24 protein-coding genes and 1 riboswitch are annotated in these 25,188 nt (G+C 71.3%); of the genes, 8 read left to right on the top strand and 16 right to left on the bottom strand.

Annotation, left to right across the window (positions count from 1 at the left end; all coding sequences use genetic code 11):
- Nucleotides 1-34 precede the first annotated feature (34 nt).
- The 3 genes from FGX59_RS07000 to choX all read right to left on the bottom strand — a co-directional run bounded on the left by FGX59_RS07000 (nt 35) and on the right by choX (nt 2,805).
- A complete protein-coding gene (locus FGX59_RS07000; RefSeq protein ID WP_138465814.1) occupies nt 35-643 on the bottom strand; it encodes a class I SAM-dependent methyltransferase in 609 nt (202 codons plus the stop codon).
- 333 nt (nt 644-976) lie between these two features.
- Complete coding sequence (locus FGX59_RS06995; protein ID WP_138465813.1) at nt 977-1,885, bottom strand: alpha/beta fold hydrolase; 909 nt, start codon at nt 1,883-1,885, stop codon at nt 977-979.
- Nucleotides 1,882-2,805 (bottom strand): choline ABC transporter substrate-binding protein, encoded by a 924-nt coding sequence (gene choX / locus FGX59_RS06990; protein ID WP_171060543.1) that lies wholly within the window; start codon nt 2,803-2,805, stop codon nt 1,882-1,884. The genes FGX59_RS06995 and choX overlap by 4 nt, the downstream gene beginning before the upstream one ends.
- Before the next feature lie 123 nt (nt 2,806-2,928).
- Between choX and betI the strand changes: the two genes are divergently transcribed.
- Nucleotides 2,929-3,585: a transcriptional regulator BetI gene (gene betI / locus FGX59_RS06985; protein ID WP_138465812.1), complete on the top strand. Its 657-nt coding sequence runs from the start codon at nt 2,929-2,931 to the stop codon at nt 3,583-3,585.
- Nucleotides 3,586-3,762: 177 nt separating this feature from the next.
- On the opposite strand, the gene FGX59_RS06980 is transcribed toward betI, so the two are convergent.
- Nucleotides 3,763-5,088 carry a dienelactone hydrolase gene (locus FGX59_RS06980; protein ID WP_138465811.1) on the bottom strand — a complete coding sequence of 442 codons (1,326 nt, stop codon included), beginning with the start codon at nt 5,086-5,088 and terminating at the stop codon, nt 3,763-3,765.
- 197 nt (nt 5,089-5,285) lie between these two features.
- On the opposite strand from FGX59_RS06980, the gene FGX59_RS06975 reads away from it, so the two are divergent.
- A complete protein-coding gene (locus FGX59_RS06975; RefSeq protein WP_138465810.1) occupies nt 5,286-6,308 on the top strand; it encodes a LacI family DNA-binding transcriptional regulator in 1,023 nt (340 codons plus the stop codon).
- Between the two features lie 163 nt (nt 6,309-6,471).
- On the opposite strand, the gene FGX59_RS06970 is transcribed toward FGX59_RS06975, so the two are convergent.
- From FGX59_RS06970 to FGX59_RS06950, 5 genes are read right to left on the bottom strand one after another with little or no spacing between them, the layout of a single operon-like run.
- Nucleotides 6,472-7,308 (bottom strand): glycerophosphodiester phosphodiesterase family protein, encoded by an 837-nt coding sequence (locus FGX59_RS06970; RefSeq protein ID WP_138465809.1) that lies wholly within the window; start codon nt 7,306-7,308, stop codon nt 6,472-6,474.
- Nucleotides 7,301-8,365: an ABC transporter ATP-binding protein gene (locus tag FGX59_RS06965; protein ID WP_138465808.1), complete on the bottom strand. Its 1,065-nt coding sequence runs from the start codon at nt 8,363-8,365 to the stop codon at nt 7,301-7,303. The genes FGX59_RS06970 and FGX59_RS06965 overlap by 8 nt, the downstream gene beginning before the upstream one ends.
- Before the next feature lie 2 nt (nt 8,366-8,367).
- Entirely contained in the window at nt 8,368-9,174 is an 807-nt protein-coding gene (locus FGX59_RS06960; protein WP_138465807.1) for an ABC transporter permease, read from the bottom strand.
- Nucleotides 9,171-10,055, bottom strand: a complete 885-nt coding sequence (locus tag FGX59_RS06955; RefSeq protein ID WP_171060542.1) for an ABC transporter permease — start codon at nt 10,053-10,055, stop codon at nt 9,171-9,173. Before FGX59_RS06955 ends, FGX59_RS06960 begins: the two co-directional genes overlap by 4 nt.
- A 5-nt stretch (nt 10,056-10,060) precedes the next feature.
- A complete protein-coding gene (locus tag FGX59_RS06950; RefSeq protein ID WP_138465806.1) occupies nt 10,061-11,221 on the bottom strand; it encodes an extracellular solute-binding protein in 1,161 nt (386 codons plus the stop codon).
- 216 nt (nt 11,222-11,437) lie between these two features.
- On the opposite strand from FGX59_RS06950, the gene FGX59_RS06945 reads away from it, so the two are divergent.
- The gene (locus tag FGX59_RS06945) at nt 11,438-12,643 is read left to right on the top strand and encodes an MFS transporter (protein WP_138465805.1); all 1,206 of its coding nucleotides are present in this window, start codon (nt 11,438-11,440) and stop codon (nt 12,641-12,643) included.
- Nucleotides 12,640-13,455, top strand: coding sequence for an inositol monophosphatase family protein (locus tag FGX59_RS06940; protein WP_138465804.1), 816 nt, complete (start codon nt 12,640-12,642; stop codon nt 13,453-13,455). Before FGX59_RS06945 ends, FGX59_RS06940 begins: the two co-directional genes overlap by 4 nt.
- 11 nt (nt 13,456-13,466) lie before the next feature.
- On the opposite strand, the gene FGX59_RS06935 is transcribed toward FGX59_RS06940, so the two are convergent.
- The 7 genes from FGX59_RS06935 to FGX59_RS06905 all read right to left on the bottom strand — a co-directional run bounded on the left by FGX59_RS06935 (nt 13,467) and on the right by FGX59_RS06905 (nt 20,666).
- A complete protein-coding gene (locus FGX59_RS06935) occupies nt 13,467-15,086 on the bottom strand; it encodes a dihydroxyacetone kinase subunit DhaK (RefSeq protein WP_138465803.1) in 1,620 nt (539 codons plus the stop codon).
- Between the two features lie 11 nt (nt 15,087-15,097).
- Nucleotides 15,098-16,093, bottom strand: a complete 996-nt coding sequence (locus FGX59_RS06930; RefSeq protein WP_138465802.1) for an ABC transporter ATP-binding protein — start codon at nt 16,091-16,093, stop codon at nt 15,098-15,100.
- Nucleotides 16,086-17,183 carry an ABC transporter ATP-binding protein gene (locus FGX59_RS06925; protein WP_138465801.1) on the bottom strand — a complete coding sequence of 366 codons (1,098 nt, stop codon included), beginning with the start codon at nt 17,181-17,183 and terminating at the stop codon, nt 16,086-16,088. The genes FGX59_RS06930 and FGX59_RS06925 overlap by 8 nt, the downstream gene beginning before the upstream one ends.
- 3 nt (nt 17,184-17,186) lie before the next feature.
- Nucleotides 17,187-17,375: a hypothetical protein gene (locus FGX59_RS06920; RefSeq protein WP_138465800.1), complete on the bottom strand. Its 189-nt coding sequence runs from the start codon at nt 17,373-17,375 to the stop codon at nt 17,187-17,189.
- Nucleotides 17,372-18,310 (bottom strand): carbohydrate ABC transporter permease, encoded by a 939-nt coding sequence (locus FGX59_RS06915; protein WP_138465799.1) that lies wholly within the window; start codon nt 18,308-18,310, stop codon nt 17,372-17,374. The genes FGX59_RS06920 and FGX59_RS06915 overlap by 4 nt, the downstream gene beginning before the upstream one ends.
- The gene (locus FGX59_RS06910) at nt 18,307-19,254 is read right to left on the bottom strand and encodes a carbohydrate ABC transporter permease (RefSeq protein WP_138465798.1); all 948 of its coding nucleotides are present in this window, start codon (nt 19,252-19,254) and stop codon (nt 18,307-18,309) included. Before FGX59_RS06910 ends, FGX59_RS06915 begins: the two co-directional genes overlap by 4 nt.
- An 89-nt stretch (nt 19,255-19,343) precedes the next feature.
- Nucleotides 19,344-20,666: an ABC transporter substrate-binding protein gene (locus FGX59_RS06905; RefSeq protein ID WP_138465797.1), complete on the bottom strand. Its 1,323-nt coding sequence runs from the start codon at nt 20,664-20,666 to the stop codon at nt 19,344-19,346.
- 208 nt (nt 20,667-20,874) lie between these two features.
- On the opposite strand from FGX59_RS06905, the gene FGX59_RS06900 reads away from it, so the two are divergent.
- From FGX59_RS06900 to FGX59_RS06890, 4 genes are all read left to right on the top strand, one after another.
- Nucleotides 20,875-21,933: a LacI family DNA-binding transcriptional regulator gene (locus FGX59_RS06900; RefSeq protein ID WP_138465796.1), complete on the top strand. Its 1,059-nt coding sequence runs from the start codon at nt 20,875-20,877 to the stop codon at nt 21,931-21,933.
- A 61-nt stretch (nt 21,934-21,994) separates the two neighbouring features.
- Nucleotides 21,995-22,197, top strand: a riboswitch (cobalamin riboswitch).
- A gap of 91 nt (nt 22,198-22,288) precedes the next feature.
- Complete coding sequence (locus FGX59_RS38110; protein ID WP_206078300.1) at nt 22,289-23,293, top strand: ABC transporter substrate-binding protein; 1,005 nt, start codon at nt 22,289-22,291, stop codon at nt 23,291-23,293.
- A complete protein-coding gene (locus tag FGX59_RS06895; RefSeq protein ID WP_206078299.1) occupies nt 23,290-24,354 on the top strand; it encodes an iron ABC transporter permease in 1,065 nt (354 codons plus the stop codon). Before FGX59_RS38110 ends, FGX59_RS06895 begins: the two co-directional genes overlap by 4 nt.
- Nucleotides 24,351-25,112 (top strand): ABC transporter ATP-binding protein, encoded by a 762-nt coding sequence (locus FGX59_RS06890; RefSeq protein ID WP_138465794.1) that lies wholly within the window; start codon nt 24,351-24,353, stop codon nt 25,110-25,112. The genes FGX59_RS06895 and FGX59_RS06890 overlap by 4 nt, the downstream gene beginning before the upstream one ends.
- The last annotated feature ends 76 nt before the right edge of the window (nt 25,113-25,188 follow it).

Genomic DNA, 25,188 nt, shown 5'->3' with positions numbered 1-25,188 from the left:
AGAAACGGCCCGCCACGGGGGCGGGCGGCCGGGCTCAGCCGCGGCGCTCGAACCGGTAGACCGAGGCCGGCGGCAGGTTGCCGAACGTGCCGCCGATGCGCACCGCGGCCAGATCCAGCGCCTCGAGGATGTCGCGCGACACCGGCGGGCGCGGCCCGTAGGTGAACTGGTAGAACGTCCCCTCCGGACGCAGCACCTTGAAGGCGCCGCCGAGGATGCGCGCGCGCAGCGCCGCGGGGATGGACAGCAGCGGCAGCCCGCTGACGACATAGCCCGGGCGGCGCCCCGGCCAGTCGGAGAGCTCGTCCAGCCGCGCCGCATCCATCTGCAGGATCTTCGCCGCCGGAAAGCGGGCATGCAGGGCGGGGATGAATTCCGCGCCGTATTCCACCAGCGTCAGATCCGGCTCGGGCACGCCGCGGGCGAGCAGCGCGCGGGTGAAGACGCCGGTGCCCGGGCCGAGCTCGATCACCGGCCCGCCGGCAGGGTCGATCTCGCGCGTCATGATGGCGGCGAGGCGGCGGCCCGAGGGGGCGATGGCCGAGACCCGCATCGGGTTGGCCACCCAGGAGCGGAAGAAGCGCGCGAAGTCGCCATCCGGCCTGTCCGGGGCCGCCGGCATCTTGCTGCAAGTCTGTCCCATGGGTCTGCTCGTTCGCCTCAGCATCAATCACCTCGTCCTGGCTGGATCCGAGCCTAGGCCGCAGCCGGGGGCAACGGCAAGCTTGCCGCGATCACGGTCACGCGTGCGCATGGCGCGGCGCGCGGGCTGCCGAAGGATGCGGCAACGCGCGGGTGCGCCGCCGGACGGCCCCAGGGGACGGGGCCGCCGTCAGGCGGGACGGGAGAAGAGGCGGCGGCTGCGCGCCGGCGGCGTGTCCGGCCGGAACGATCCGAGGGGCGCTCCGTGCCTGCGTGCCGCGGGAGCGGCCGCGCGATTTGCCGCGGGTCATGGCGCGGGCGTTCAGGCGCCGGGTCAGGCCGGGACGGGGGCCGTGGCGGGGAGCGTCTCGAGCCAGCTGCAGAGGTCGTCGGCGATGCCCTCCGAGATCCAGTGGCCCAGCCCGTCATGGAGCCGCAGCTCCGCCCCCGGGACCAGCTCTGCCGCGCGCTGGCCGCAGGCGACCGGCAGGCAGGGATCCTCGGTGCCGTGGAGCACCAGCGCCGGGACGTCGAGCTGCCGCAGCTCCGCCTCCCAGGCCGGGGTGTCGGTGATCGCGAAGGCCTGGCGCAGATAGCCGCCTTGATCGCCGCCGCCCGCCTCCATCCGCGCGATCAGCGCCTCGGCCCCGGCGCGCGTCTGCGGCGCATCGGCCGGGGCGCTGCCGCCGGAATAGAAGGCGCTGCTCTCGCAATAGGCCTCGAGCAGCGCCGCGCGGGAGGGCGCGGGCAGGAAGAAGCGCTCGATCATCTCGTCATTTTCGGCGGTCCCGGCCACGACCGGCTCTCCCGCGCAGCTGGAGAGCGAGGCCAGCGCGGTGACCCGTCCGGGCGCGAGGATCGCCGTGGCCTGGGCGATCATGCCGCCCATCGAGAAGCCCGCCACGGCGAAGCGGCCGATGCCCAGATGGTCGGCCAGCCCGAGCAGGTCGCGCGCCATGTCGGGAATGTGGTAGGGCGCCGCGACGCTGTGGCGGCTGATCCAGCGGAAGCCCTCTGGCAGCCGGTCATAGCTCTGCCCGGTCCGCGCCGAGAGCCCGGTGTCGCGGTTGTCCATGCAGATCACGCGGAAGCGGCGGGAGAGCCGCTCGACCATCGCCGCGGGCCATTCGACAAGCTGCATGCCGAGCCCGACCACCAGGAAGAGCGCGGGCGCCCCGGCGGGGCCGGTCTCGCGGTAGCAGATCCGCAGCCCGTTCACCTCGGCGAAGCGGTCCGTGCTCACAGCCCGAGCTCCGCCTTCGCCGCCGCCAGCGCCGGGGCGCCGTCGCGGGTCTCGACCCCGTCGAGCCAGGCGTCGAGCATGCCCGGGTTCTCTTCCAGCACGCGGGTGGCGGCCTCGGTCTCGGTCATGCCGTCATCGAGGATGTAGCCCATGCCGACATTCTCCATGTCGACGGTGAAGGCGAGCTGCTCCAGCAGGCGGCCGACATTGGGGCATTCCGCGCCATAGCCCTTGCGGAACTGGGTATGGACGGTCGCGCCGCCGAAATGCGGGCCGTAGAACGCGTCGCCGCCAGTGAGGTAGCGCATGTCGAAGCGGGTGTTCATCGGGTGCGGCGCCCAGCCGAGGAAGACGATCCAGTCCTGCCGCTTCACCGCGCGCTGGACCTGGGCCAGCATGCCCTGCTCGGAGCTTTCCACCACGTCCCAGTCCTCGAGCCCGAACCCGCCGGTCTCCTTTGCCGAGATCATGCTGTCATTCGAGCCCGGCGAGAGCCCGTAGAGCTTGCGGTCGAATTCCTGCGGATGGGCGGCGATATCGGCGAAATCCGTGACGCCCGCCTCGTAGACATAGGCGGGGACTGCCCAGGTGTATTTCGCGCCCTCGAGGTTCTGCGACACGGTCTCCACCTCGCCCGAGGCGCGGTAGGGGGCGTAGTACTTCTCCATCGCCGGATCCCAGTAGCCGAGGAAGGCGTCGATCCGCCCGGAGGTCATCGACTCGTAGATGATCGGGATGCTCAGCAGGTCGACCGAGGTCTCGTAGCCGAGGCTGTCGAGCAGGATCTGGGCGATGCCCGAGGTCAGCGCGAGGTCGCTCCAGCCGGGCTGCGCCAGGCGGACCTGGCCGCAATCGGCCTGGGCCAGGGGCGCGATGGACACGAGGGCGCCCGTGGCGAGCGCGGCCTTCAGGATGTTCACGGCAAACTCCGTTGGTTGCAGGGTCAGTAAATTGACCCGTTGGTCAATAAACGCGACGGATAGAATAGATTGACCATCGAGTCAATCTATTCTACCGCTACCGGCCTCAGGGACGGGACGGGCATGGGACGCAGGGCACTTTCGAAGATCCGCCGCAAGGAGCTGGCCCGGGCCGCGCATGCGAGCCTGGCGCGGCATGGCATGGCCGGGACCACGCTGGCGCGCGTCGCCGAGGAGGCCGGCGTGTCGAAGGCCAGCGTGCTGCACTATTTCCGCACCAAGGAGGATCTGCTGGAGGCCGCGCTGCGCCATGGCAACAGCCGGCTGCGCGACGAGGTGGCGGCGCTGATGCGGGTGGCGCGCAATCCCTGGGAGCGGATCTATGCGGTGATCGAGGCCAATCTCTCGCCGCGGGCCTTCCGCCCGCCGATCGCCCATGGCTGGATTTCGCTCTCGGCCGCGGTGCCGCACAATCCGCAGTACCAGCGGATCCAGACGGTGATCTACGCCCGCACGCGCAGCAACCTGGTCGGACCGCTGCGCGCGCTCTCGGATCCCGCGACCGCCGAGCTGATGACGGCGGCGGTCATTTCGGTGATCGACGGGGTCTGGCTGCGCTGCTCGCTGAGCCTCGGCGGCATGTCGGCGCCGGAGGCGCGGGCGCAGTTCGAGCTGCTGCTCGATGCCCGCTTCCCCGACAGCCCCGAGCGGCAGGCCGCGCGCGCCGCGATGGCCGAGGCCTGCCGGGTGCTGATGGCCAGCCGGGGCATCGAGAGCTGAGCCGGGCCGGGCGCTCGCAGGCTGCTGAAAATGGTCTTCAGGGCGTCGTCGCGGAGGAAATGCTTCCGGATTTGATCAAGGCGTCTCCCTGAATTCGGAAATTCCAGCCGCCGTCAGGACCATCTTCCCAGCTTTGCGCCGAAGCGCCGTGGCCGAACGGACTTTTTCCGCCCCCTGCTAGCGCGCCGCCGCGGCCAGGGTCTCGAAGCGCAGCCCCTGCGCGCTGCGGTCCGGGAAGCCCGTCCAGTAGGTGTCCGCGCCGCTGCCGTCCTTCGGCCGCACGCCGTCGGCGCTGTCGGGCACCAGATCCAGATAGGCGTCCATGCCGCTGTCGCCCTTGAGGTACTTGCCCAGCCAGGCCGCCGCGAAATGCGCCGAGACGTTGTTCATCCGCACATTGTCCCAGACGAAATCCATGTAGTGCAGCGCCATGTTGAAGCCGAGCGCCTCGTCATAGCGGCGGGCCTCTTCCGGCGGCGCCATCGGCGCGCCGACATTGTGGTTGGCGTTCTCGAAGGTCAGCAGCGCCCGGTCGGAATTCACCGCCGCCTCCCAGGTGGCGCGCACGCCGCCCTCGTAGCCGACCACGTCGTCGCGCGAGCCGCCGATGAAGAGCACCGGGATCCGGATGCCCGCCAGCGTCTCGTTGTCGAAGAAGCCGACCGAATAGCCCGCCGGGGCGAAGGCGATGACGGTCTTCACCCGCGGATCGAGATGCGCCGCATAGGCCTCCGAGCCCGCGCGGAAGAGATCGAGCGACCCGGCCGGCGCGCTCCACATGCCCTCGCGCGCGGTCACCGCCGCCTCGGTCAGTCCGGCCCCGGCCGAGACGAGCGCGCCGTAGCCGCCCATCGAATAGCCGATGATCGCGCTCTGATCCGGATCGGCCAGCCCGTGGAGGAAGCTGCCCGGCTCCGCCGCCATCCGCGCCAGTTCGTCCAGCACGAAGAGCTGGTCGCGCGAGCGGTTGGCCAGCGCCGAGGGGAAGGAGCGCAGCGTGCTGTAGGTCGTGTCGGTATGGTCGATCGCGGCGACGACATAGCCCTTGGAGGCCAGGCTCTCGGCCAGCGGCGCCATCAGGAAGCGGTTGCCGGGATAGCCGTGCGAGACGATCACCAGCGGGAAGGCCGTGCCGGTCTCGGGCGCGGCATCGAACACGGCGCGGCCCTCGAGACCGACCTCGGTCTTCCCGTCGCGGATGAAGGCGCGCAGGGTCGTGCTGCCCTCGGCGCCGGGCGCGGCGGGATACCAGATCTCGACCGGCAGCGGGCGGTCGGCGCGCGGCTGCGCATCCGGCGGGGTGGTGATGTCTTCGACGGCCGCGATGTCGATCTGGTCCTCATGGACGAGATCGAGCCGCCGCACGCCGACCGCGTGGGTGCCATAGGCGGCCAGCTCCGGCGCATCGGCGCGGATCGTGTCGATGCGGTTCTCGGCCCCGGCAAGCGCGGGCGCGAAGGCAAGCGCCGCCAGGAGCGGCGCGCAGCGGAATGCAGATCTCAACTTGTCCTCCTCAGGATACGGACGCCCCCCGGGAGTCGCGGGTTTTCCGCGATTCACGCAAAGGTAAACGTTTTCCTAACGCGGAGACTAGCGGCGGGCTTCCGGCCTGGCAAGCGCCCGGGGACCGGGCTGCGGCAATCCGGCTTTCCCTTCGCGGGATGCGCGGCTAGCCTTGCCGCGACCACCGGAGCCCGCCCATGACCGCCCAGTCCCGCCCGCCGAAGACGCCCGCCTCGCTGACGATGCTGGCGCGCCATGCCGGCGTCTCGATCGCCACCGCCTCGCGGGTGATGAACGGGGTGACGAACAAGGCCTCGGCCGAGACCGTCGCCCGGGTGCGCGCCGCGGCGGCCGAGCTGAACTACCGTCCGGCCGGGGCGGGCCAGGCGCTGCGCCGCCGCGAAAGCCGGATCGTCGCCATGCTGGCCGCGGCGCTGGCCAATCCGGTGATGGGCGCCATCGCCTCCTCGGTGGAGATCGGGCTGCGCGGCGAGGGGCTCGTGATGTCGCTCTGCGACACGCGCGAGCAGGCGGCGGTGCAGGATGCCTATCTGGAGGAGATGCAGGCGCAGATGGTGCGCGCCGTGGTGCTGGCCGGGGCGGTAGACAGTCCCGGGCTCGACCGGATGCGCGCGGAGGGGCCGCCGCTGGTCTTCGTCAACCGGCCAGATCCGGGCGATCCGGGCTCGGCCTATGTCGGCATCGACAACCGCGCGGCGGGGCGGGATCTGGCGCAGGCGGTGCTGGGGCTCTGCTGCGGGCCGGTCGCGCTGGTCCACGGGCTGCTCGACCGCACGGCGGGGACCTACCGGCGCCAGGGCATTCTGGAGGCCTTCGCCGCCGCCGGGCGCGGCGCGCCGGAGCTGGCCGAGATCGCCGCGCCGGGGCTGAACCAGCTCGAGGCCGGACGCGCGGCGATGGCGCAGGCGCTGGCCGCCGGGCTGCGCCCCGCCGCGGTGATCTGCCTGAGCGACGCGCTGGCCTATGGCGCGCATCGCGCGCTGGAAGAGGCGGCGCTCCCCGGCGGGGAGGCGGTGCGCTTCTTCGGCTTCGACGACCTGATCTTCAACGACTGGGTGGCGGGCTGGCTCAGCTCGGTCGCCGTGCCGCGGGACCTCTACGGCCCGGCGGTGATGGAGGTGCTCGGCCAGCTCTGGCAGGGCGCGCCGCCCGCGGGCCCGGTCTATCTGCCCCACCACCTGAGCCTGCGCGGCGGGTAGGCGGGGCCGGTCGGCCGTTCTCGCGCGGCCGGTATTCAGTTCCCGTCTGCCGTGGCCGGGGGCGGCGGTGTCCGCCGCATCCTTCCCGGGCGCGGTCGGAATGGATCCCTGGCCGTCATCCCCCCTACCGGGCGCAGCGGCCCGCTGGCCGGTGCGGCCGCTGTCAGGCCAGCAATGCAGCCAGCCCGGCAGGGTCGTCGGTGGTGATCTGGTCGGTGCCGAGCGCCGCCAGCCTCTGCGCCAGCGCCGCGGCCTCGGGCGTCGCGCCGGTGATCGTGTAGGCATCGACCATCCGCCCGGCGGCATGGAAGGCGGCCACCGGGTCGAAGCCGCGGCCGAGCGCGCCGAGGATCAGCGCGATGTCGAGATAGATCATCTCCGCCTTGCCGGCATCCTGCAGCGCCCGCTCGACGAAGCCCGCATCGTCGCCTGTCTCCGCCAGCGCCCCGGCCGCACCGAAATGACAGGGATCGTAGCCGGTGCGCATCCCCGGCAGCGCATCGGCGAGCCGCGCCACCGCGTGCTTGTCGCCGCCCGAGAGGATCACGCGATCGGCCACCGGGGCCACGGCGGCGGCGAAGGCGGCGGCGTCGGCGGGGCCGAGCGCGCCGGCTTCCTCCTTCAGGTCGAGCTGCAGGAGCGCGCCCGGCACATGCGGCTGGGCGGCCATCGCCGCGCAGAGATCGCCCAGCAGCGCCACGCGCACGCCGGTCTCTGCGCCGTCATTGCCGCGGCGGCGGAGCTGGCGCAGCTCTTCGGCGGTGCGCTCGGCGACGCGGCCGGTGCCGGTGGTGCTGCGATCCAGCGAGAAGTCGTGCAGCACCGCGAAGCCGCCGCCGGCATGGGCGACGAGGTCGATCTCGACCGAGGCGCCCGCCGCCATGCCCTCGAGGATGCGGTCGGGGTCGAATTCCATGTCGGCGGCCATGCGGCGGCCGCGATGCCATTTCAGCCGCGTTTCGCCCTTGGCATGGCGCAGCGTGGTTGCCGGATCAGGCATGGAGCGCTCCTTCGCGCAGATGGGCGGGCGACGCCTCGGCGCGCCTTCCCTGCTGGTAGGCCGAAAGCTGCCGCGCCGAAAGCCGCATCCGCTGGCCGGGGGCGGGCCGCGCCTCGGGCGGGCAATGCGCCTTCAGCCGCTCGCCGTCGTCGGTTTCCAGATCGGCCAGCACATGGCTGCCGTAATCGGTGACGCGGCGCACCCGCACGGGCCCCTCGGCGTCCGGTGTCAGCCGCAGCGCCTCGGGGCGGATCGCCAGCTCGGCCGGGCCGTCGGGCAGCGCCAGCGGCACCGCGAAGAGCGGATGGTCGGCGCGGCCGCGGCGGATGTCGCAGGCCAGGAAGTTCATCGTGCCGATGAAGCCCGCGACGAAGCGCGTCGCCGGGGCGCGGTAGAGCACGTCCGGCGCGTCCGCCTGCTCGATCCGCCCGTCCTTCAGCACGACGATCCGGTCGGCCAGCGCCAGCGCCTCGTCCTGGCCGTGGGTGACGAAGAGCGTGGTGATCCCCAGCCGCTGCTGGATGTCGCGCAGCTCCTCGCGCATGCGCTCGCGCAGATGCTGGTCGAGGCTGGCGAAGGGCTCGTCGAGAAGCAGGATCTGCGGCTCCAGCACCAGGGCGCGGGCGATGGCGACGCGCTGCTGCTGTCCGCCGGACAGCTGCCAGACCTTGCGCGCGCCGTAGCCCGCCAGGCCGACGAGCTCCAGCACCGCCTCGACGCGGCTCCGGATCTCGGCGCGGGGCAGGCGGCGCAGCTTCAGCCCGAAGGCGATATTGCCCGCGACGCTCATGTGCGACCAGAGCGCGTGGCTCTGGAACACCATCGCGGTCGGGCGCTTCTCGGGGGGCATCCGGGTGACGTCGGCGCCGCCGATCCGCACCGTGCCGCGGTCGGGCATCTCGAACCCCCCGGCCATGCGCAGGAGCGTCGACTTGCCCGAGCCCGAGGGGCCGAGCAGGCAGACCAGCTCGCCCTCGGCGATGTCGAGATCGAGCCCGGGGATGACATCGGCGCCGCCGAAGGACTTGCCGATTGCAGATAGCGAAAGCGTGGCCATGGTCAGACTCCGAAGCCCTTGGCGAAGGATTGCGACCCGACGAGCCGCCGCGTGAAGAGGAGGGCGAAGAAGCTCGGCACCCACAGGAGCACCGACAGGACCGCGCCGTACTGCACCACGATCTGGTTGTTGATGAAGGTGATCATCAGGACCGGCATGGTGCGGATCTCGGGCGCGCCGATCAGCCAGGCGCCCTCGGTTTCGTAGAAGGTGCCGACGAAGCTGAGCATCAGCGCGGCGAAGATCGTCGGCGCCGCCTGCGGCAGGCTGATCGACCAGAAGACCCGGACCGGGCCCGCGCCCGCGTCGCGCGCGGCCTCCTCCATCCGGCGGTCGACCGACTGGAAGGCGGCGACGGGGATCCAGATCATCATCATCAGCGTGCCGACGAGCTGGATCAGCACCACGCCCCAGAAGGTCGAGATCAGCCCGAGATTGAGGAAGATCCCCGCGATCGCGACGAGCAGCCCGAATTTCGGGAAGGCATGGCTGGCCAGGAAGGACAGGAACAGCCAGTTGCGCCCCGGGAAGTCGAGCCGCGCGAAGGCATAGGCCGCGGGCAGGCAGATCAGCGCGGAAAGCGCCGTGACGGTGACCGAGAGGCGCAGCGACATCGACATCGCCGCCCAGACATCCGGGCGCGCCAGCGTGGCGTTCCAGAAGCGCAGGCCGAATTCCTGGGGCAGCACGCTGGGATAGCGCCAGACCTCGGCGAAGGCCCAGATCGCGACCACGACCAGCGGCACGACGATGACGAGCCCGAGGACGGCCGCCAATAGGATCCCCGTCCAGTCGGTGCGGCGGCTCATCGGCTTGCCTCCCGGTTGCGGGCGATGGAGCGGACATAGAAGGCGCCGAAGCCCGCGCAGATCGCGAAGGTGATGACCGCCTGGGTGATCGCCATGCGCGGATCCTGCACGTCGGTGAAGGTGCGCTGCATGAAGGGGCCCATCATCTCGGGCGAGGCGGGGCCGAGCACGTAGGGCAGCGTGAAGGCGGAGAAGATCGACAGCACGGTGAAGGAGAGCACGACCAGAAGCGCATTGCCGATCTGCGGCAGGATGATGTGGCGCAGCAGCGCAAAGGGCCGGGCCCCGGCATCGCGGGCGGCCTCGACCGCATTGTCGGAGACATTGCCGAGCCCGGCGACCAGCATCAGCACGGTCAGCGGAATGTTGTCCCAGACGAGCCCGATCACGGGCCCCGCGGGCGTCAGGTAGGGCGAGGCGATCTTGGGCAGCCCCGCCGCGTTCAGCACCAGGTCGACCGCACCGTTCGGCCCCAGCGTGCGGATCAGCGCATAGGCGAGGATCACCGACGGCACGAACATCGGGAAGAGCGCCAGCCCCTGCACCAGCGCGGCGATGCGGGATTTCGCGAAGCGCAGGTAGAGCGCGATCGGCAGGCACACCGCCAGCAGCAGCACCGCGCAGAGCGCCGTCACCCAGAGCGTCAGCCAGAGATTGGCCAGCGAATAGCCGTCGGTGAAGAAGAAGCGGTAGGTCTCGAGGCTCAGCGCCGGGCCGGTCCCGGTCTGGACGACCAGCGTGCGGATCACGGCGCGCAGGATCGGATAGAGGATCAGCCAGGCCAAGAGCCCGACCGGCAGGAAGACGAGAAGGAGGCCGGTCAGCCCCCCTCCGCGCGGGGCGGCCCGGACCGGCCGGACCGCGATTGCTGCATCACTCACGCGGATCAGCCCCGGCTGATGCCCGGCGCGACATTGCGGTACCAGCCGTCATTCACCGCCGCGTCCCAGGGACCCGAGGGGAAGGTCGGGATCGTCGCCGGGATGACATCGGCATACGCTTCGCGCAGCGCCGGATCGACATGGTCCCAGGAGACGCCCGGGAAGCCGCCGAGCCCGGTGATGATTTTCGACTGCACCTCGGCCGACAGCACGTAGGAGGCCAGCTCCAGCGCCGCGGCCTTCTCGGCGGCATTGACCGGCACCATCATCCGGCTGAACCCGCCGCAGAGCGCCAGATCCTGCAGCTGCACCAGCCCGGTCGTCTCGGGCAGCACGCCCATCGACACCGCCTGCAGCACCTGGTCCGACCAGACCGGGGTCATGCTGACCACGCCCTGCGCCAGCAGCTGGATCGACTGGGTGTTGCCCGAGGTATAGGCGCCGCCCTCGTAGAGATCGGGGGCCATCGCGTTCAGGATGTCCCAGGCCGGGGCCAGCGCCTCGGCCGCGAAGGCCTCGCTATAGGAGGCGATGGTGAAGGCCTTCGGGTCGCGGCCATTGGCCTCGTGGATCGCGCGGCGGACGAAATTGCCGCCCGAGCCGCCCTTGTCGGGGCGGTTGTAGATGAACTGCCCGGGATTGGCGGCGATCCAGGCGGTCAGCGCCTCCCAGCTCCTGGGCGCCTCGGCGGGGTCGATGCGGGTGGCGTCATAGGCCAGCAGCACCTGGCTGCCGCGATAGGGCAGGTCGAGATCGGTCTGCTTGGCCTCCGGGTTCACCCGGTCCCAGCCGTCGATCCCTGCTTCGGCGAAATCGACCCAGAGCCCGGCCTCGACGCCGCCGGCGGTCTGGTCGGGGGTGAAGGCCTCGAACAGCTCCACCTGCGGGTCCTTGCCGGTGCCGAGCGCGGCCAGCGCGCGGTCGGCGATGGCGCGCAGCCCGGCGCTGTCGCCGGCATCGACGACGCGGACATTGACGGAGCCGTTCTGCGCGCGGAAGCCCGGCAGGATGACATTGGTCCAGAAGTCCGAGATGTTGCTGTCGGACCCGGTATAGACATTGACGGTGCCGTCATCGGCAAGCGCCAGGCGCGGCATCAGCGCGGCGGCGGCGGCAGTGGCGCCACCGGCCTGGAGAAAGCGGCGGCGGGTCGGATGGGCGGTCATGGCAGGTCCCTCATGGTCGGTCCGGCCGGGAGGCTGCCGGACATGCGCTGCGGATGACGCAGCGGCCTAGTGCCGCTTGATGTCAGTTCCGCGACGGTTTCGTGACATGTCGATTAACTTCGCCGGGCGGGGCGCGGACCCCTTGGCAGCGGCCCGCCGCTGGTGTCTTGGGCGCGTGCGGCGCACCGCCTGCGCCGTCCGGAAATCCCGTCCGGAATGCCCCTTGCCGAAGTGCCCGACCCGATGCCGCCCGTCCTTCTGCCCGCCGCGATCTTTCTTTTCAACGCGCTCGCCTTCGCGACCTTCTACTCCCGGCTGCCCGAGGTCGCGGCCGGGCTCGGCCTGGCGCCGGGACCGCTCGGCCGGGCGCTGATGGCGCAGGCCGCGGGCACGGTGGCGGGGTTTCTCGCCGCGCCCGCGCTGGTGCGGCGGCTCGGGCCGCGCGCGGCCGCGGGGCTCTGCCTCGGCGGCGGGGCCGGGACGCTCTGGGCGGCCGCATCTGGGCTCGCCGGTCCGGGCGCGCTGCCGCTGGCGGGGCTTCTGGGGCTCTACGGCGCGCTGATGGCGGTGCTCGAGGTCGCCAAGAACCTGATCGCCGCGCGGATCGAGACCGCGGCCGGCCGCCCGGTCCTGTCCGTCTGCCATGGCGCCTGGTCGGCGGGGCTGCTCGGCGGCGCGCTGCTTGGCGGGCGGGCGGCGGCGGCGGGGATCCCGGTTGCGGCCGGGCTCGCCTGGCTCTGTGCCGCGATCCTGCCGCTGGCGGCACTGCTTCTCCTGCGCCCGGGCCCGGCCGAGGCGCCCCGGCGCAAGGGCGCGCCGCGGATCGCGCGGCCCGACGGCTTCGCCTTCCGGCTCTTGCTGCTGGTGGCGGGCTTCGCGGTGACTGAGGGCGCCTTCTACGACTGGTCGATGTTCCATCTGCGCGAGGACCGCGGCATCGCGCCCGAGGCGGCCGCGCGCATCTATGCCGCCTTTGCGCTCGGCATGATTGCGCTGAGACTGGCGGGCGACCGGCTGCGGCAGCGCTGGCCGGTGCCGGTGCTCCTGCGGGCCATGGCGGCGGCGGTGCTCTGCGGGCTCGTCCTGGTGCATCTGGCGCCCGGGGAGGCCGGACAGGCGGCGGGCTTCGCGCTCTGCGGGGCCGGGGTCGCGCTGGCGGCGCCGGTCGCGGCGGGGCTGGCGCTCTGCCATCCGTCGCGCCCCGCGGCCGAGACCATGGCGGCCTTCTCGGTCGTCTCGATGCTGTCGCTGATGGCCGTGCCGCCGCTTCTGGGCGGCATTGCCGGAACCGCCGGGGCGGCCTGGGCGCTTGCCGCCGCCGCCCCGATCCTGGCTTTCGCGGCGCTCTTCGCGCCGCAGATCACCGCCGCGATGACCCGCGGCGACGCGTTTCCACCCGCCGGCCAGAGGAGCCTGCCATGACCCGCGACCACCTTCCCCCCGACGCCTCGCCGGAACTGCGCGCGATTGCCGCCGCGGCGCTCGCGGGCGGGGCCCTGGCCCGCCGGATGCTGCAATCCGGGCGCGGCGCGGCGCTCGCCTCCAAGGGGCGGGCGGACTACCAGACAGAAGCCGACCGCGCGGTCGAGGCCGAGATCGCTGCCGCGCTGCGCGCCGCCTTCCCCGGCTGCGGCATCGCGGGCGAGGAGCAGGTGGCCGATGCCGCCCCCGCGCCCGGCCAGCCGGTCTTCGTCATCGACCCGATCGACGGCACGACCAATTTCGCCTGGGGCATCCCGCATTTCGCCGTGGTCATCGCCGAGCTGCGCGACGGTGCGCTCTGCCGCGGCGTGACCCTCGACGCGATGCTGGGCGAGCTCTTCGCCGCCGAGGCGGGGCAGGGCGCCTGGCTCGACGGCCAGCGGCTGGCGCTCGTGGCGGGCGGGGCGCTGCCGGATGTGGTGATCGGCGCCGGGCTGCCGATCCGCGGCCAGGTCCGCTCGGTCTCGGAGGCGCGCTACCACGCGGCGCTGGCGCGGGCGATGGACGAGACCGCCGGGGTGCGGCGGCTCGGCAGTTCGGCGCTGTCGATCGCCTATGTCGCGGCCGGGCGGCTCGACGGGTTCTTCGAGGACATGCTGTCGCTGCATGACTACGGCGCCTCGGCGCTGATCCTGCGCGAGGCGGGCGGCACCGTCACGGGGCTCGATGGCGGGCCGCTGCAGGACCCGGGCGGCGTTCTGGCGGCCGCGCCGGGGCTGCATGGCTGGCTGCTCGACGGGCTGGCGGGCTGAGCCGCGGGGGGCTAGCCGGCCAGGTGCTCGAAGAGCCGGGCGACCGCCTCGGCGCCCGGATCGGCATGGCCCGAGAGCTGGCCCGCGCCGATATAGGCGGCGCGCCCGGCCTGGGCGCGGGTCAGCGTCGCGGTGTAGTCGGCGCCCTCGCGCGCGGCCCTTGCGGCCGGGCCGATGCCCTGGGCCAGCGCCTCGAGCGCGGGCTTGAGCGCGTCGACCATGGTGCGGTCCCCGGGCTGGGCGCCGCCGATCTCCTGCATCCGCTCCAGCCCGGCGGCCAGCGCCTCGCGCATCGGCAGGCCGGAGGAGGCGGCATCCCCCACCGCGGCGAAGAAGATCGCCAGCAGCACGCCCGAGGAGCCGCCCATCGTCTGGCTCAGCTCCTGCTGAATCGCCCGGAACAGCTGGGTGTGATCCGCCAGCGGCAGCGCGTCGAGCGAGCCCGCCAGCGCGCGGGCGGCATTGGCCAGGGTCGTGCCGGTATCGCCGTCGCCGGTCTTGGCATCGAGCGCGTTGAGGTCGTCCTCCTGCGCGATCAGCAGGTCGCAGCATTTCTGCAGGAAGGCGCGGGTGGGCGCATGGGCCGAGGGCATGGCGCGGACCGGCGCCAGCCCGTCGGGCAGCCGCAGAACCCGGTCGGGGGCGAGCGCGACGGTGCCGGGCCAGGCGCGCACCCCGCAGGGCGCGGCCAGCAGCGCCAGCTCGGCGGCATCCGCCTCGAAGAGCGAGAGCGAGAAGCCGTGCATGTCGAGCGAGGTCATCAGCGCCGCCGGGCCGACCAGATGGGTGATCCGCGGGCCGAGCGCGGAGCGGCGCAGCTCGGCGGCCAGCACCGACATCTCCAGCACCGAGGCCGCGCCGAGATTGTTCAGGAGCGCCACGCAGGGCGCGCCGCCGGTCGCCTGGGCCAGCCGGTCGCACATCGCCGCCATCGCCTGGCGGGCGCCGTCATAGGCGAGCTGCTCCACCCCCGCCTCGCCATGGATGCCGAGCCCGAGCTCGGCCATGCCCTCGGGAATGCGGCTTTCCTTCGGCGAGCCGGGCACGGTGCAGGTGTCGAGCGACATGCCGATGCTGGAGATCTTCGAGATGGCGCGGCGGGCGCCCTCGGCGACCTCGGCCAGGGGGGCGCCGCTCTCGGCCAGGGCGCCCGCGATCTTGTGGACGAAGAGCGTGCCGGCCACCCCGCGCGCCTGCGGCAGGTCCGGAAGGGCGACATCGTCATCGACGACAACCATCGCGACATCCAGACCGAAGGCGCGGGCCCGCTCGGCGGCGAGGCCGAAATTCAGCCGGTCGCCGGTGTAGTTCTTGACGATCAGCAGGCAGCCCGCGGGCCCGGTGACGGCAAGGATGCCCGCCAGCACCGCATCGACCGAGGGCGAGGCGAAGACGTCGCCGCAGACCGCCGCGGTCAGCATGCCCGCCCCGACGAAGCCCGCATGGGCCGGCTCGTGCCCCGAGCCGCCGCCCGAGACCAGCGCCACTTTCGAGCGGTCCCAGTCAGCGCGCAGCACCACGCGGATATGCGGATAGCCGTCGAGCCGCGCCAGCGCGCCGCCCGAGGCGGCAAGGGCGCCGTCGATGGCCTCGGTGACGATGTCTTCCTTGCGGTTCATGAAATGGGTCATTCTGGTCTCCCTCAGCCGAGCCTGGCGCCGGCGGCGTCGAAATAGAGCGGGTCGCGCGGCCGGATGCGGACGATGTCCCCGGCCCCCAGCGCGGTATGCGGATCGGTCACCGTCACCAGGTCCCGCCCGCCCAGCGTCAGGTGCAGCCGCGTCTGGTCGCCCAGATGCTCCACCCGCGTCACCCGGCTTTCCCGTCCCTCGCCCTGGGCGATATGCTCGGGGCGCAGCGCGATATAGGCGGCGCCGGGCGGGGCGCCGGCGAAAGTGTCGGCCGGCAGGACATTGATCCGCGGCTGGCCGAGCCGCCCGGCGGCATAGAGGCTGACCGGATCCTCGTAGATCTCGCGCGGGGTGCCGAACTGGACCAGCCGCCCGCGGTCGAGCACGCCGACATGGGTCGCCATGGTCATTGCCTCGATCTGGTCATGCGTCACGTAGAGCAGCGTCGCCCCCGAGACCGCCTGGATGTTCTTCAGCTCCACCCTCAGATCGGCGCGCAGCTTGGCGTCGAGCGAGCTCAGCGGCTCGTCCATCAGGTAGACCGCCGGGTTGCGCACCAGCGCGCGGCCGATCGAGACCCGCTGCATCTCGCCGCCCGAAAGCGCGGTCGCCCGGTTGTCCAGCTTGTGCGAGATCTGCAGGATTTCGGCCACCTCGCCGACCTTGCGGTCGATCATCTCGCGCGGGGTGCGCAGCACCGGCGATTTCAGCGGGAATTCCAGGTTCTCGCGGACCGTCAGATGCGGGTAGAGCGAATACTGCTGGAAGACCATTGCCACGTCGCGCTGCGCGGGCGCCAGCCCGGCCATGTCGCGCCCGCCGATGCGCACCGTGCCGCTATCGGGCGAGTCGAGCCCCGAGACCATGCGCAGCGTCGTGGTCTTGCCCGCGCCGGTCGGGCCCAGCAGCACGACGAAGGCGCCGTCGGGGACGGTCATGCTCAGATCCTGAAGCGCGGTCTCGGCGCCGAAGCGCCGGGTCACGCGGAGCAGCTCCACCTCAGCCATGGGCCAGCACCTCCCTGTTGGCGTCCGAGACCAGCGCCCGGCCGGTCGTCGCGTTGAAGACGCTGAGCGTGCGCGCGTCGAAATCAAGCCCGGTGCGGGCCCCGGGGCGGACCGGCTCGGCGGAGGGACGGCGCGCGCGGACCCGGCCGAAGGCGGTGTCGAGCGTCACGATCTGCGTGGTGCCCAGGTACTCGGTCGCGATCACCTCGCCGCGGAAGGGCGCGGCATCGTCCAGCCGGACATGCTCGGGGCGCACCCCGAGGGTCAGCGCGCCGCGCGCGCCCTCCAGCAGCCGCGGAACCGCGATGGCGGCCGTGCCGAGCTCGACGCGGTCCTGGCCCTCATGCACCGCGCCCTCGAAATCGAGGAAGTTCATCGGCGGCGAGCCGATGAAGGCGGCGACGAAGCGGGTGGCCGGCCAGTCGTAGATCTGCTGCGGCACGCCGAACTGCTCGACCACGCCATGGTTCATCACCACGATCTTGTCGCCCATCTGCATCGCCTCGAGCTGGTCATGGGTGACATAGACCGTGGTCGCGCCCATCCGGTCATGCAGCGCGCGCAGCTCCTCGGCCATGTGCTCGCGGAATTCGGCATCGAGCGCGCCGAGCGGCTCGTCCATCAGGAAGGCCTTGGGGCGGCGGACGATGGCGCGGCCGAGCGCGACGCGCTGCCGGTCGCCGCCCGAGAGCCCGCCGACGGGCCGGTCGAGCAGCCCCTCGATGCCGAGGATGCGGGCGACCTCGGCGACCTTCTTCCTGGCCTCGGCGCGGGGCATGCCCTGGCTGATCAGCGGGTAGGCGATGTTGCGGCCGACATTCATGTGCGGGTAGAGCGCGAACATCTGGAAGACGAAGGCGATGTCGCGCTGGCTGGCGGGCTTCATGCCGACCTCCTCGCCGCCGATATGGATGCTGCCCGATGTCGGCAGCTCGAGCCCGGCCATCATCCGGAGCGTCGTGGTCTTGCCGCAGCCCGAGGGGCCGAGCAGCATGAAGAACTCGCCGTCCTCGACGGTGAAGCTGGAGGAGCGGACCGCGGTGAACGATCCGAAATCCTTGCGCAGGTTCTCGATCCTGATCTGGGCCATGGGTCAGTCCGGGAAATGGCTGGAGATGATGAACATCACCGTGCCCGCCAGCGTGACGAGGAAGGACCAGGTGAAGAGCGCCATCACCCAGGGCTGCATCAGCATCGCCACGCCGCAGGCGATCAGGGCGCTGGCGACCAGTTCCCAGGGGCCGCGGCGCAGGCGGGCGAGGTCGCGGAGGAAGGCGGTCATTTGCGCACGGCTCCGAAGGTGATCCCCCGCAGCAGGTGCTTGCGCAGGAGGATGGTGAAGACCATGACCGGGACGAGGAAGATCGTCGCCCCGGCGGCGACGGCCGGCCAGTCCTTGCCGCCGGTGCCGATGATCGTGGGGATGAAGGGCGGGGCGGTCTGCGCCGTGCCCGAGGTCAGCAGAACCGCGAAGGCGTATTCGTTCCAGGCGAAGATCAGGCAGAAGATCGCGGTCGAGGCGATGCCGGTCGCGGCCTGCGGCAGCACCACCTTCCGGAAGGCCTGGAAGCGGGTATAGCCGTCGATCAGCGCCGCCTCCTCGTATTCGACGGGGATCTCGTCGATGAAGCCCTTCAGCAGCCAGACCGAGAGCGACAGGTTCACCGCCGTGTAGAGCAGGATCATCCCCAGATGGGTGTCGTTCAGCCCGATCTGGCGGAACATCAGGAAGATCGGGATCGCCACCGCGATCGGCGGCATCATCCGGGTCGAGAGGATGAAGAACATCAGGTCGTCCTTCAGCGGCACGCGGAAGCGGCTGAAGGCATAGGCGGCGGCGGTGCCGAGCACCATGCACAGCGCGGTCGAGCCGAAGCCGATGATTACCGAATTGAGGAAGCGCTCGCCATAGCGCGAGGGCCCGGCGATCACCATGCCCTGGTCGCGGACGATTTCCTCGTACCAGGTGCCGGGCGGGGGCAGGGCGGCGAAATCCGCCTCGGCGATGCGGGTGCGGGTGGTGAAGAGATTGACATAGCCCTCGAGGCTGGGCTCGAAGAGCACCTTGGGCGGATAGGCGATGGCGTCCGCGGGCGACTTGAAGCCGGTGGCGATGATCCAGGCCAGCGGCAGCAGCGTGACGATGGCATAGAGCGCGACCAGCAGGCCCGCGATCCAGCGCGCGGCGGGCGAGGGGGCGGTGACGGAGAAGCTCATCTCTCTTTGACCTTGTTCAGGGCCTTCACGTAGATCGAGGCCAGGCCGAAGACGGTGACGAAGAGGATCACGGCATAGGCCGAGGAATAGCCGGTGCGCCAGCGCTCGAAAGCCTCGCGCTTGAGGTCGATCGAGGTCAGCGTGGTGGTGTTGCCCGGGCCGCCGCCGGTCAGCTGCACCACGAGGTCGAACATCTTGAAGTTCTCGATCCCGCGGAACAGCACGGCCAGCATCAGGAAGGGCAGCGCCATCGGGATGGTGATGGTCCAGAACTGCCGCCACTTGCTGGCGCGGTCGCATTCGGCCGCCTCGTAGATGCTCTCGGGGATGGATCTGAGCCCGGCGAGGCAGATCAGCATCACGAAGGGCGTCCACATCCAGGTATCGGCGATGATGATCGCCCAGGGCGCCAGCGCCACGTCGCCGATCATCGAGAAGGAGGCCGGATCCGCCCCGGTGAGAAAGCCGATCGCGTAGTTGAAGAGGCCGATCTGCGGCTGGTAGAGGAAGGTCCAGAAATTGCCGACCACCGCCGGGCTCAGCATCATCGGCAGCACGATCGCCGTGGTCCACAGGTCGCTGCCGCGGAACTTCCTGTTGATGAGGAAGGCCAGGGCGAAGCCGATCAGCACCTGCAGGACCAGCGTCCAGATCAGGAAATGCGCGGTGGCCTGCATCGTCGCCCAGATGCCGTCATCGGTCAGGATGCGCTCGTAGTTGCGCAGGCCGACCCACTCCACGTCGCGGTTCGGGCGGTTGACGCGGTAGTCGGTGAAGCTCAGCCGGACCGTCCAGATCAGCGGGAAGATGTTCACCGCCAGCAGCAGGAAGATCGAGGGCGCGACGAAGATCCAGGCGATGGCGCGGTCCGACAGGCCGCTGATGCGGCGCGCCACCGGCCGCGGCGTCGCCCGGGCGAGCTTCTCCATCGGGGCATGGGTCATGGAACGGGTCCTTCAGGGCATGGACGGCGCCCCGGCGGGCGGGGCGCCATGGCGGGCTGCCGGGGCGCGCGGGCGCCGGCAGCGCGGGCTCAGATCTTGCCTTCGTCCTCGAAGATCACGGTCCATTCCTCGACCAGCCCGTCGAGCGCCTCCTGCGCGGTGCCGTTGCCGGCGACCACGTAGTCATGCACCTTCTCCTGCATCGCCAGAAGGAGGTCGGCATAGGCGGGTTCGGCCCAGAAGTCCTTCACGATCGCCATGCTGTCGAGGAAGGTCTGGGCATAGGGCTGGCTGTCGGCGAAGCCCGGATCCTCGACCACGGCCTTCAGCGCCGAATAGCCGCCGAGCTCCCACCAGCGGGCCTGGATCTTTGGCTGGGCGAACCACTTGATGTATTCCAGCGCCGCGTCCTGCTTCTGCGAATAGGCGACCACCGAGATGCCCTGCCCGCCGAGCTGGGCGAACTGCCCGGCCGGGCCCGGGGGATTGGCGAAATAGCCCGACTTGCCGCCGCCGACATTGGGATCGGCCTCGACCCCCGGCCAGATGAAGGCGAAGTTCATCTGCAGCGCCACCTGGCCCGACTTGTAGGCGTCGATATCCTCGGCCATGTACCAGTTCGACGCGCCCGGCGGCGTCGCGGTGTCGTAGAGCTCCTTGTAGTATTCCAGGCCGGCCACCGCGCCCGGCGAGTTGACGAAGCCCTCGAGATCGTAGGGGGTCTCCGGGTTCTCGTACTCGAAACCGTAATTGTAGAGCGCGTTGGTCACGCCCATGGTGATGCCCTCCGAGCCGCGCTCGGTATAGATCGCCGCGCCGTAGACGGTGGTGCCGTCGATCTCGCGGCCCTGGAAGAACTGGGCGATGTCCTTCAGCTCCTCCAGCGTGGCGGGCACGCCGAGGTCGCGGCCGTATTCCTCCTGGAAGGCGGCCTGGATCTCGGGCCGCTCGAACCAGTCCTTGCGGTAGGTCCAGCCGACCACGTCGCCGAAGGCCGGCAGCGCCCAGTAGTTCGGCGTGCCCTTGGGCCATTCGGAATAGCCGGTGACGGTGGCCGGGATGAAATCGTCCATGGTGATGCCTTCGGCATCGAAGAAATCGTTCAGCTTGACGTAATGGCCGCTCTCGGCGCCGCCGCCGATCCACTGGCTGTCGCCGATCATCAGGTCGCAGAGCTGGCCGCCGGAATTCAGCTCGTTGAGCATGCGGTCGGCGAAATTGGGCCAGGGCACGAATTCGAAGCTCATGCTGTGGCCGGAGGCCGCCTCGAAATCCTTGCTGAGCTCGACCAGGGCATTGGCCGGATCCCAGGCGGCCCAGCACAGGGTCAGATCCTCGGACAAGGCCGGCGACGACGCGGCGGCCGCCAACAGCGCACCGGCCGCGGCCGATGTCATGACTCTTGCGTTCATTGTTGTTTCCTCCCCGAAACATCGGCGGCGCCGTCTCCTCCCGGCGATTCCGATGCAATATTTGTAAATGTGACACGTGCCTCAAGGCAACAAATTTCTGATGCACGTGTCTCATTTGGCTGTATAACAGGCAGGACCGGCCGCGGCTCCGCCCTCCGGAGCCGGGCCGCGGCAACGGCTCGAAGACAACGGCACGAAGACAGGCGCGATGAAGAAGACCTATCCCCGCGGCGCGCCGGACACGCTCCTGCGCCCGACCACCAAGGACCTGGCCCGCGCCGCCGGGGTCAGCCGCGCGACGGTGGACCGCGTGCTGAACGGCCGCGAGGGGGTCAAGCCCGAGACCGTGCAGAAGGTGATGGACGCGATCGAGACGCTGGGCTTCGTGCGCAACCTCTCGGCCGCGAACCTGGCCAAGGGCCGCAGCTACCGCTTCCTCTTCGTGCTGCCGCAGACCGGCGACCAGTTCCTCGACGAGATCCGCCGCCATATCGGCGAGGCCGAGGCGGTCTTCGCCGCCGAGCGGATCTGGACCGGCATCCATGCGGTCGACGGCAACGACCCCTACCGGATCGCCGACTACCTGGCGACGCTCGGCCCCGCAGAGGTCGACGGCGTCGCCATCATGGCCCCCGAGACGCCGCAGGTGCGCGACGCCATCGTCCGGCTGCGCGAGCGCGGGGTGCGGGCGCTGCCCTTCATCTCGAACCAGGCGCTCTCGGGCACGGATCTGGTGGGGATCGACAACCGCGCGGCCGGGCGGACGGCGGCAACGCTGATGGGGCGGTTCATCCATGCCGGGACGGGCCGCATCCTGGTCGTCGCCGAAAGCATGCAGTCCCGCGACAGCCTGGAGCGGCGGCTGGGCTTCGACGAGGTGATGCATGCCCAGTTTCCGCATCTGGCGACGCTGCCCTCGCTGGAGACCTATGGCGCCCCGGGCCGGGCCGCGCGGGTCATGGCGGCCGCGATCGCGGGCAATCCGGACATCGCGGGCGTCTATGTCATGTCCGCCGAGGCGCGGATCCCGGTGGAGATCCTCGCCCGCTCGGGGCTGCCCGGCTCGGTCGTCGCCATCGCGCACGAGCGCACGCCCTTCACCATGCAGGCGCTGCGCGCGGGTACGCTCGACGCGGTCATCACCCAGGATTCCGGCCATCTGGTGCGCAGCGCCATCCGGCGGCTCCGGGCGCTGGCCGACCGGCTGAGCACGCTCGACTCGCAGGAGAAGATCCGCATCGAGATCCTGTTGCCCACCAATCTCTGAGGCGGTCTCCGGCCTGCCTGGGGACGCGGCACTGGCGGCGATTGACCTCGCGCGGGCGGCATGGCATCGACCTGCCACCGGTTTCCTTCGGGAATGAAAAGGGAATCCGTGCCGGTTTCGCGACCGGGAAACGGAACTGCCCCCGCAACTGTAGGCGGCGAGCCAACCCCATATGCCACTGGAGCTGCCGCATGGCAGGGCCGGGAAGGCGGGGACGGCCGCGACCCGCCAGTCAGGAGACCTGCCGGCGACGTGCAACCATGGCCGGACGGGGTGATCCGGGCGGGATGTCCGGCGCTTGCATGTCCGGCCCTCCGCCCCGCTCCCGACGGCCGCATCTGACGGGACGGACCGGATGAGACACTGCCTGATCGCAAGCCCCCTGCTTGCCGCCCTCGCCCTGCCGGCGATGGCGACCGACTACCCTCTGGAACTGCAGAACTGCGGCCGCTCGGTCCGCTTCGACGCCGCCCCCGGCAGCGCCGTGACCATCGGCCAGTCGGCGACCGAGATCCTCTATGCGCTGGGGCTGGCCCCCAAGGTCATGGGTACCTCGGTCTGGTTCAGCCCGGTGCTGCCGCAATTCGCCGAGGCCGATGCGAAGATCGAGCGGCTGGCCGAAAACGACCCGAGCTTCGAGAGCGTCGTGGCGAAGAAGCCGGAGCTGGTCGCCGTGCAGTACGAATGGCATGTCGGCCCCGCGGGCATGGTCGGCACGCGCGAGATGTTCGCGGATCTGGGCATCCCGACCTACATCCTGCCCGCCGATTGCGACACCAAGGACAACTCCACCGGCGGCGACGGCACCCGCACCGGCGCCTTCGAGACTGGCGCGGTCTACAAGGGCATCCGCGAGCTGGCGCAGATCTTCGACGTGGAGGCGGCGGGCGAGGCGCTGGTCGCCGATCTGGAGGCGACCGAGGCCGCGGCCGTCGCGCGGGCCGTCGCGCTCGGCCTGCCGGAGGGGCTGACCGCGGTCTTCTGGTTCTCCTCCTCCGATCTGGAGACGGATCCCTTTGTCGCCGGGCGGCTCGGCGCGCCGGGCTACATGATGTCGAAGCTCGGGATCGGCAATGTCGTCGCCTCCGACGAGGAATGGCCTGCCGTCGGCTGGGAGACCATCGCCCGCGCCGATCCGGACGTGATCGTCATCGCCCGGATGGACCGCCGCCGCTTCCCCGCCGACGACGTCGAGAAGAAGCTGGACTTCCTGCAGAGCGACCCGGTGGCCAGCCAGATGACGGCGGTGCGCGAGGGGCGGATCGTCGAGATGGACGCCCATGCGATGAGCGCCACGATGCGCACCATCTACGGGCTCGAGACGCTCTCGGACGCGCTGGCCGGGATGTCGTTCGAATGAGCGGTGCCGCCCTCGCCATGGCGCCGCGGCGGCGGCGCGTGCCCGGGCTCTGGCTCGGGCCGCTGCTGCTGGCGCTGGCGATCCTGGCGGGGGCGGCGATCGGCGAGACGCGCCTGCCGCTGTCCACCGTGCTGCAGACCCTGGCCAACCACCTGTGGCAGGCCGGCTATCCGGTCGACCGGATCGATGCCGGGATCGTCTGGAGCTACCGGCTGCCGAGGGCGATCGTCGCGGCGGCCTGCGGCGCGGGGCTGGCGCTCTCGGGGCTGGTGCTGCAGGCGCTGCTGCGCAATCCGCTGGCCGATCCCTACCTGATGGGGCTCTCGGCCGGGGCCTCGACCGGGGCGGTGCTGGTCGCGGTGGCCGGGGTCGGCGGCGGCGCGATCACCATGTCGGCGGGCGCGCTCGCGGGGGCGATGGCGGCCTTCCTCGCCGTCGTGGCGCTGGCCCATGCCGTTTCGGGCGGCTCCGGCGGCGGCCGCGCCACCCGCGCGGCGGCGGCGATCATCCTGGCGGGCATCGCCGGGTCGCAGATGTTCAACGCGCTGACCGCCTATGTCATCGCCCGCTCCGCCAATGCCGAGGAGGCGCGCGGGCTGATGTTCTGGCTGATGGGCAGCCTCTCGGGCATCCGCTGGCAGGATGTTGCGCCCTGCGTCGCGGTCACTGTGCTCGGCACCGGGCTCTGCCTCTGGCACCGGCGCGGGCTCGACGCCTTCGCCTTCGGCGCGGATGCCGCCGCGGCGCTCGGGATCAATGTGCGGGCGATGCGCGGGCTGCTGATCTCGGCCACCGCGGCGATGGTCGGCGTGCTCGTCTCCAAGGTGGGCGCGATCGGCTTCGTCGGGCTGGTGATCCCGCATGCGATGCGCTTTCTCGCGGGCACGCGCCATGACCGGCTGGTCCCGGCCTCGGCCTTCGCGGGCGCGATCTTCCTGGTGGCGGCCGACATCGTCTCGCGCATCCTGGTGCCGGGCCAGGTGCTGCCGATCGGGGTCATCACCGCGCTGGTCGGCGCCCCGGCCTTCGCCGCCATCCTGATCCGGGGGGCGGGACGGTGAGCCTGGAGCTGCGCTCCGTCTCGGTCTCGGTGCATCGCCGGGCGCTGCTGCGCGATGTCTCGCTGGCGCTGCGCCCGGGCGAGTGCCTCGGGCTGGTCGGGCCGAACGGCGCGGGGAAATCGACGCTGCTGCGCTGCCTCGCGGGGATCCTGCGGCCGCAATCGGGCCAGATCCTGCTCGACGGGCAGCCGCTGGCGGCGCTGCGCGCGCGCGACCGGGCGCAGCGGATCGCGCTGGTGGAGCAGCAGGCCGAGACCGCCGAGCGGCTGAGCGTGCGCGAGGCGGTGGCGCTGGGGCGGACGCCCTTCCTGTCGCCGCTGCGCGGCTGGAGCGCCGGGGATGCGCAGCTGGTCGCCGAGGCGCTGGCCGCGGTCGAGATGACCGCCTTCGCCGACCGGCTCTGGCACACGCTCTCGGGCGGCGAGCGGCAGCGGGTCCATATCGCCCGCGCCCTGGCCCAGACGCCGCAGATACTGATCCTCGACGAGCCCTCGAACCATCTCGACATCCGCCACCAGCTGGCGCTGATGGCGCTGGTGCAGGCGCTGCCGCTGACGCGGGTGATCGCGCTGCATGACCTCAATCAGGCGATGGGCTGCGACCGCCTGGCGATGCTGGACCATGGCCGCCTGGTCGCGCTCGGCCCGCCCGCCGAGGTGCTCTCGCCCGCCCGGCTGGCCGAGGTCTTCGGCGTTGCCGCGTCGCTCCATGCCGGGCCGGATGGCCGGCCGCTGCTGCATTTCTCCCGCCCGCTCTGAGGGGCCCGCCTGCACGACTCGGGGGGGCGTGGCCCTGCCAGAAAGAGCGACCGGAGCGCCCCTGCAAGCGCTTCGG

Origin of the sequence: Poseidonocella sp. HB161398, from assembly GCF_005870025.1 — a bacterium.
GTDB lineage: Bacteria > Pseudomonadota > Alphaproteobacteria > Rhodobacterales > Rhodobacteraceae > Mangrovicoccus.
Note: the sequence above shows the minus strand (reverse complement) of the source record. Positions and strands in the feature narration are given on the sequence as shown.

Excerpts from the sequence above, each read along its gene's own strand:
- FGX59_RS06910 (WP_138465798.1), bottom strand. The coding sequence starts at position 19,254 with ATGACCCATGCCCCGATGGAGAAGCTCGCCCGGGCGACGCCGCGGCCG.
- FGX59_RS06920 (WP_138465800.1), bottom strand. The coding sequence starts at position 17,375 with ATGACCGCCTTCCTCCGCGACCTCGCCCGCCTGCGCCGCGGCCCCTGG.
- FGX59_RS06970 (WP_138465809.1), bottom strand. The coding sequence starts at position 7,308 with ATGCCTGATCCGGCAACCACGCTGCGCCATGCCAAGGGCGAAACGCGG.
- FGX59_RS06900 (WP_138465796.1), top strand. The coding sequence starts at position 20,875 with ATGAAGAAGACCTATCCCCGCGGCGCGCCGGACACGCTCCTGCGCCCG.
- FGX59_RS06960 (WP_138465807.1), bottom strand. The coding sequence starts at position 9,174 with ATGAGCCGCCGCACCGACTGGACGGGGATCCTATTGGCGGCCGTCCTC.
- FGX59_RS06915 (WP_138465799.1), bottom strand. The coding sequence starts at position 18,310 with ATGAGCTTCTCCGTCACCGCCCCCTCGCCCGCCGCGCGCTGGATCGCG.
- FGX59_RS06925 (WP_138465801.1), bottom strand. The coding sequence starts at position 17,183 with ATGGCCCAGATCAGGATCGAGAACCTGCGCAAGGATTTCGGATCGTTC.
- FGX59_RS07000 (WP_138465814.1), bottom strand. The coding sequence starts at position 643 with ATGGGACAGACTTGCAGCAAGATGCCGGCGGCCCCGGACAGGCCGGAT.
- FGX59_RS06930 (WP_138465802.1), bottom strand. The coding sequence starts at position 16,093 with ATGGCTGAGGTGGAGCTGCTCCGCGTGACCCGGCGCTTCGGCGCCGAG.
- FGX59_RS06905 (WP_138465797.1), bottom strand. The coding sequence starts at position 20,666 with ATGAACGCAAGAGTCATGACATCGGCCGCGGCCGGTGCGCTGTTGGCG.
- FGX59_RS06895 (WP_206078299.1), top strand. The coding sequence starts at position 23,290 with ATGAGCGGTGCCGCCCTCGCCATGGCGCCGCGGCGGCGGCGCGTGCCC.
- FGX59_RS06935 (WP_138465803.1), bottom strand. The coding sequence starts at position 15,086 with ATGACCCATTTCATGAACCGCAAGGAAGACATCGTCACCGAGGCCATC.
- FGX59_RS06975 (WP_138465810.1), top strand. The coding sequence starts at position 5,286 with ATGACCGCCCAGTCCCGCCCGCCGAAGACGCCCGCCTCGCTGACGATG.
- FGX59_RS06965 (WP_138465808.1), bottom strand. The coding sequence starts at position 8,365 with ATGGCCACGCTTTCGCTATCTGCAATCGGCAAGTCCTTCGGCGGCGCC.
- FGX59_RS38110 (WP_206078300.1), top strand. The coding sequence starts at position 22,289 with ATGAGACACTGCCTGATCGCAAGCCCCCTGCTTGCCGCCCTCGCCCTG.
- FGX59_RS06950 (WP_138465806.1), bottom strand. The coding sequence starts at position 11,221 with ATGACCGCCCATCCGACCCGCCGCCGCTTTCTCCAGGCCGGTGGCGCC.
- FGX59_RS06940 (WP_138465804.1), top strand. The coding sequence starts at position 12,640 with ATGACCCGCGACCACCTTCCCCCCGACGCCTCGCCGGAACTGCGCGCG.
- FGX59_RS06945 (WP_138465805.1), top strand. The coding sequence starts at position 11,438 with ATGCCCCTTGCCGAAGTGCCCGACCCGATGCCGCCCGTCCTTCTGCCC.
- betI (WP_138465812.1), top strand. The coding sequence starts at position 2,929 with ATGGGACGCAGGGCACTTTCGAAGATCCGCCGCAAGGAGCTGGCCCGG.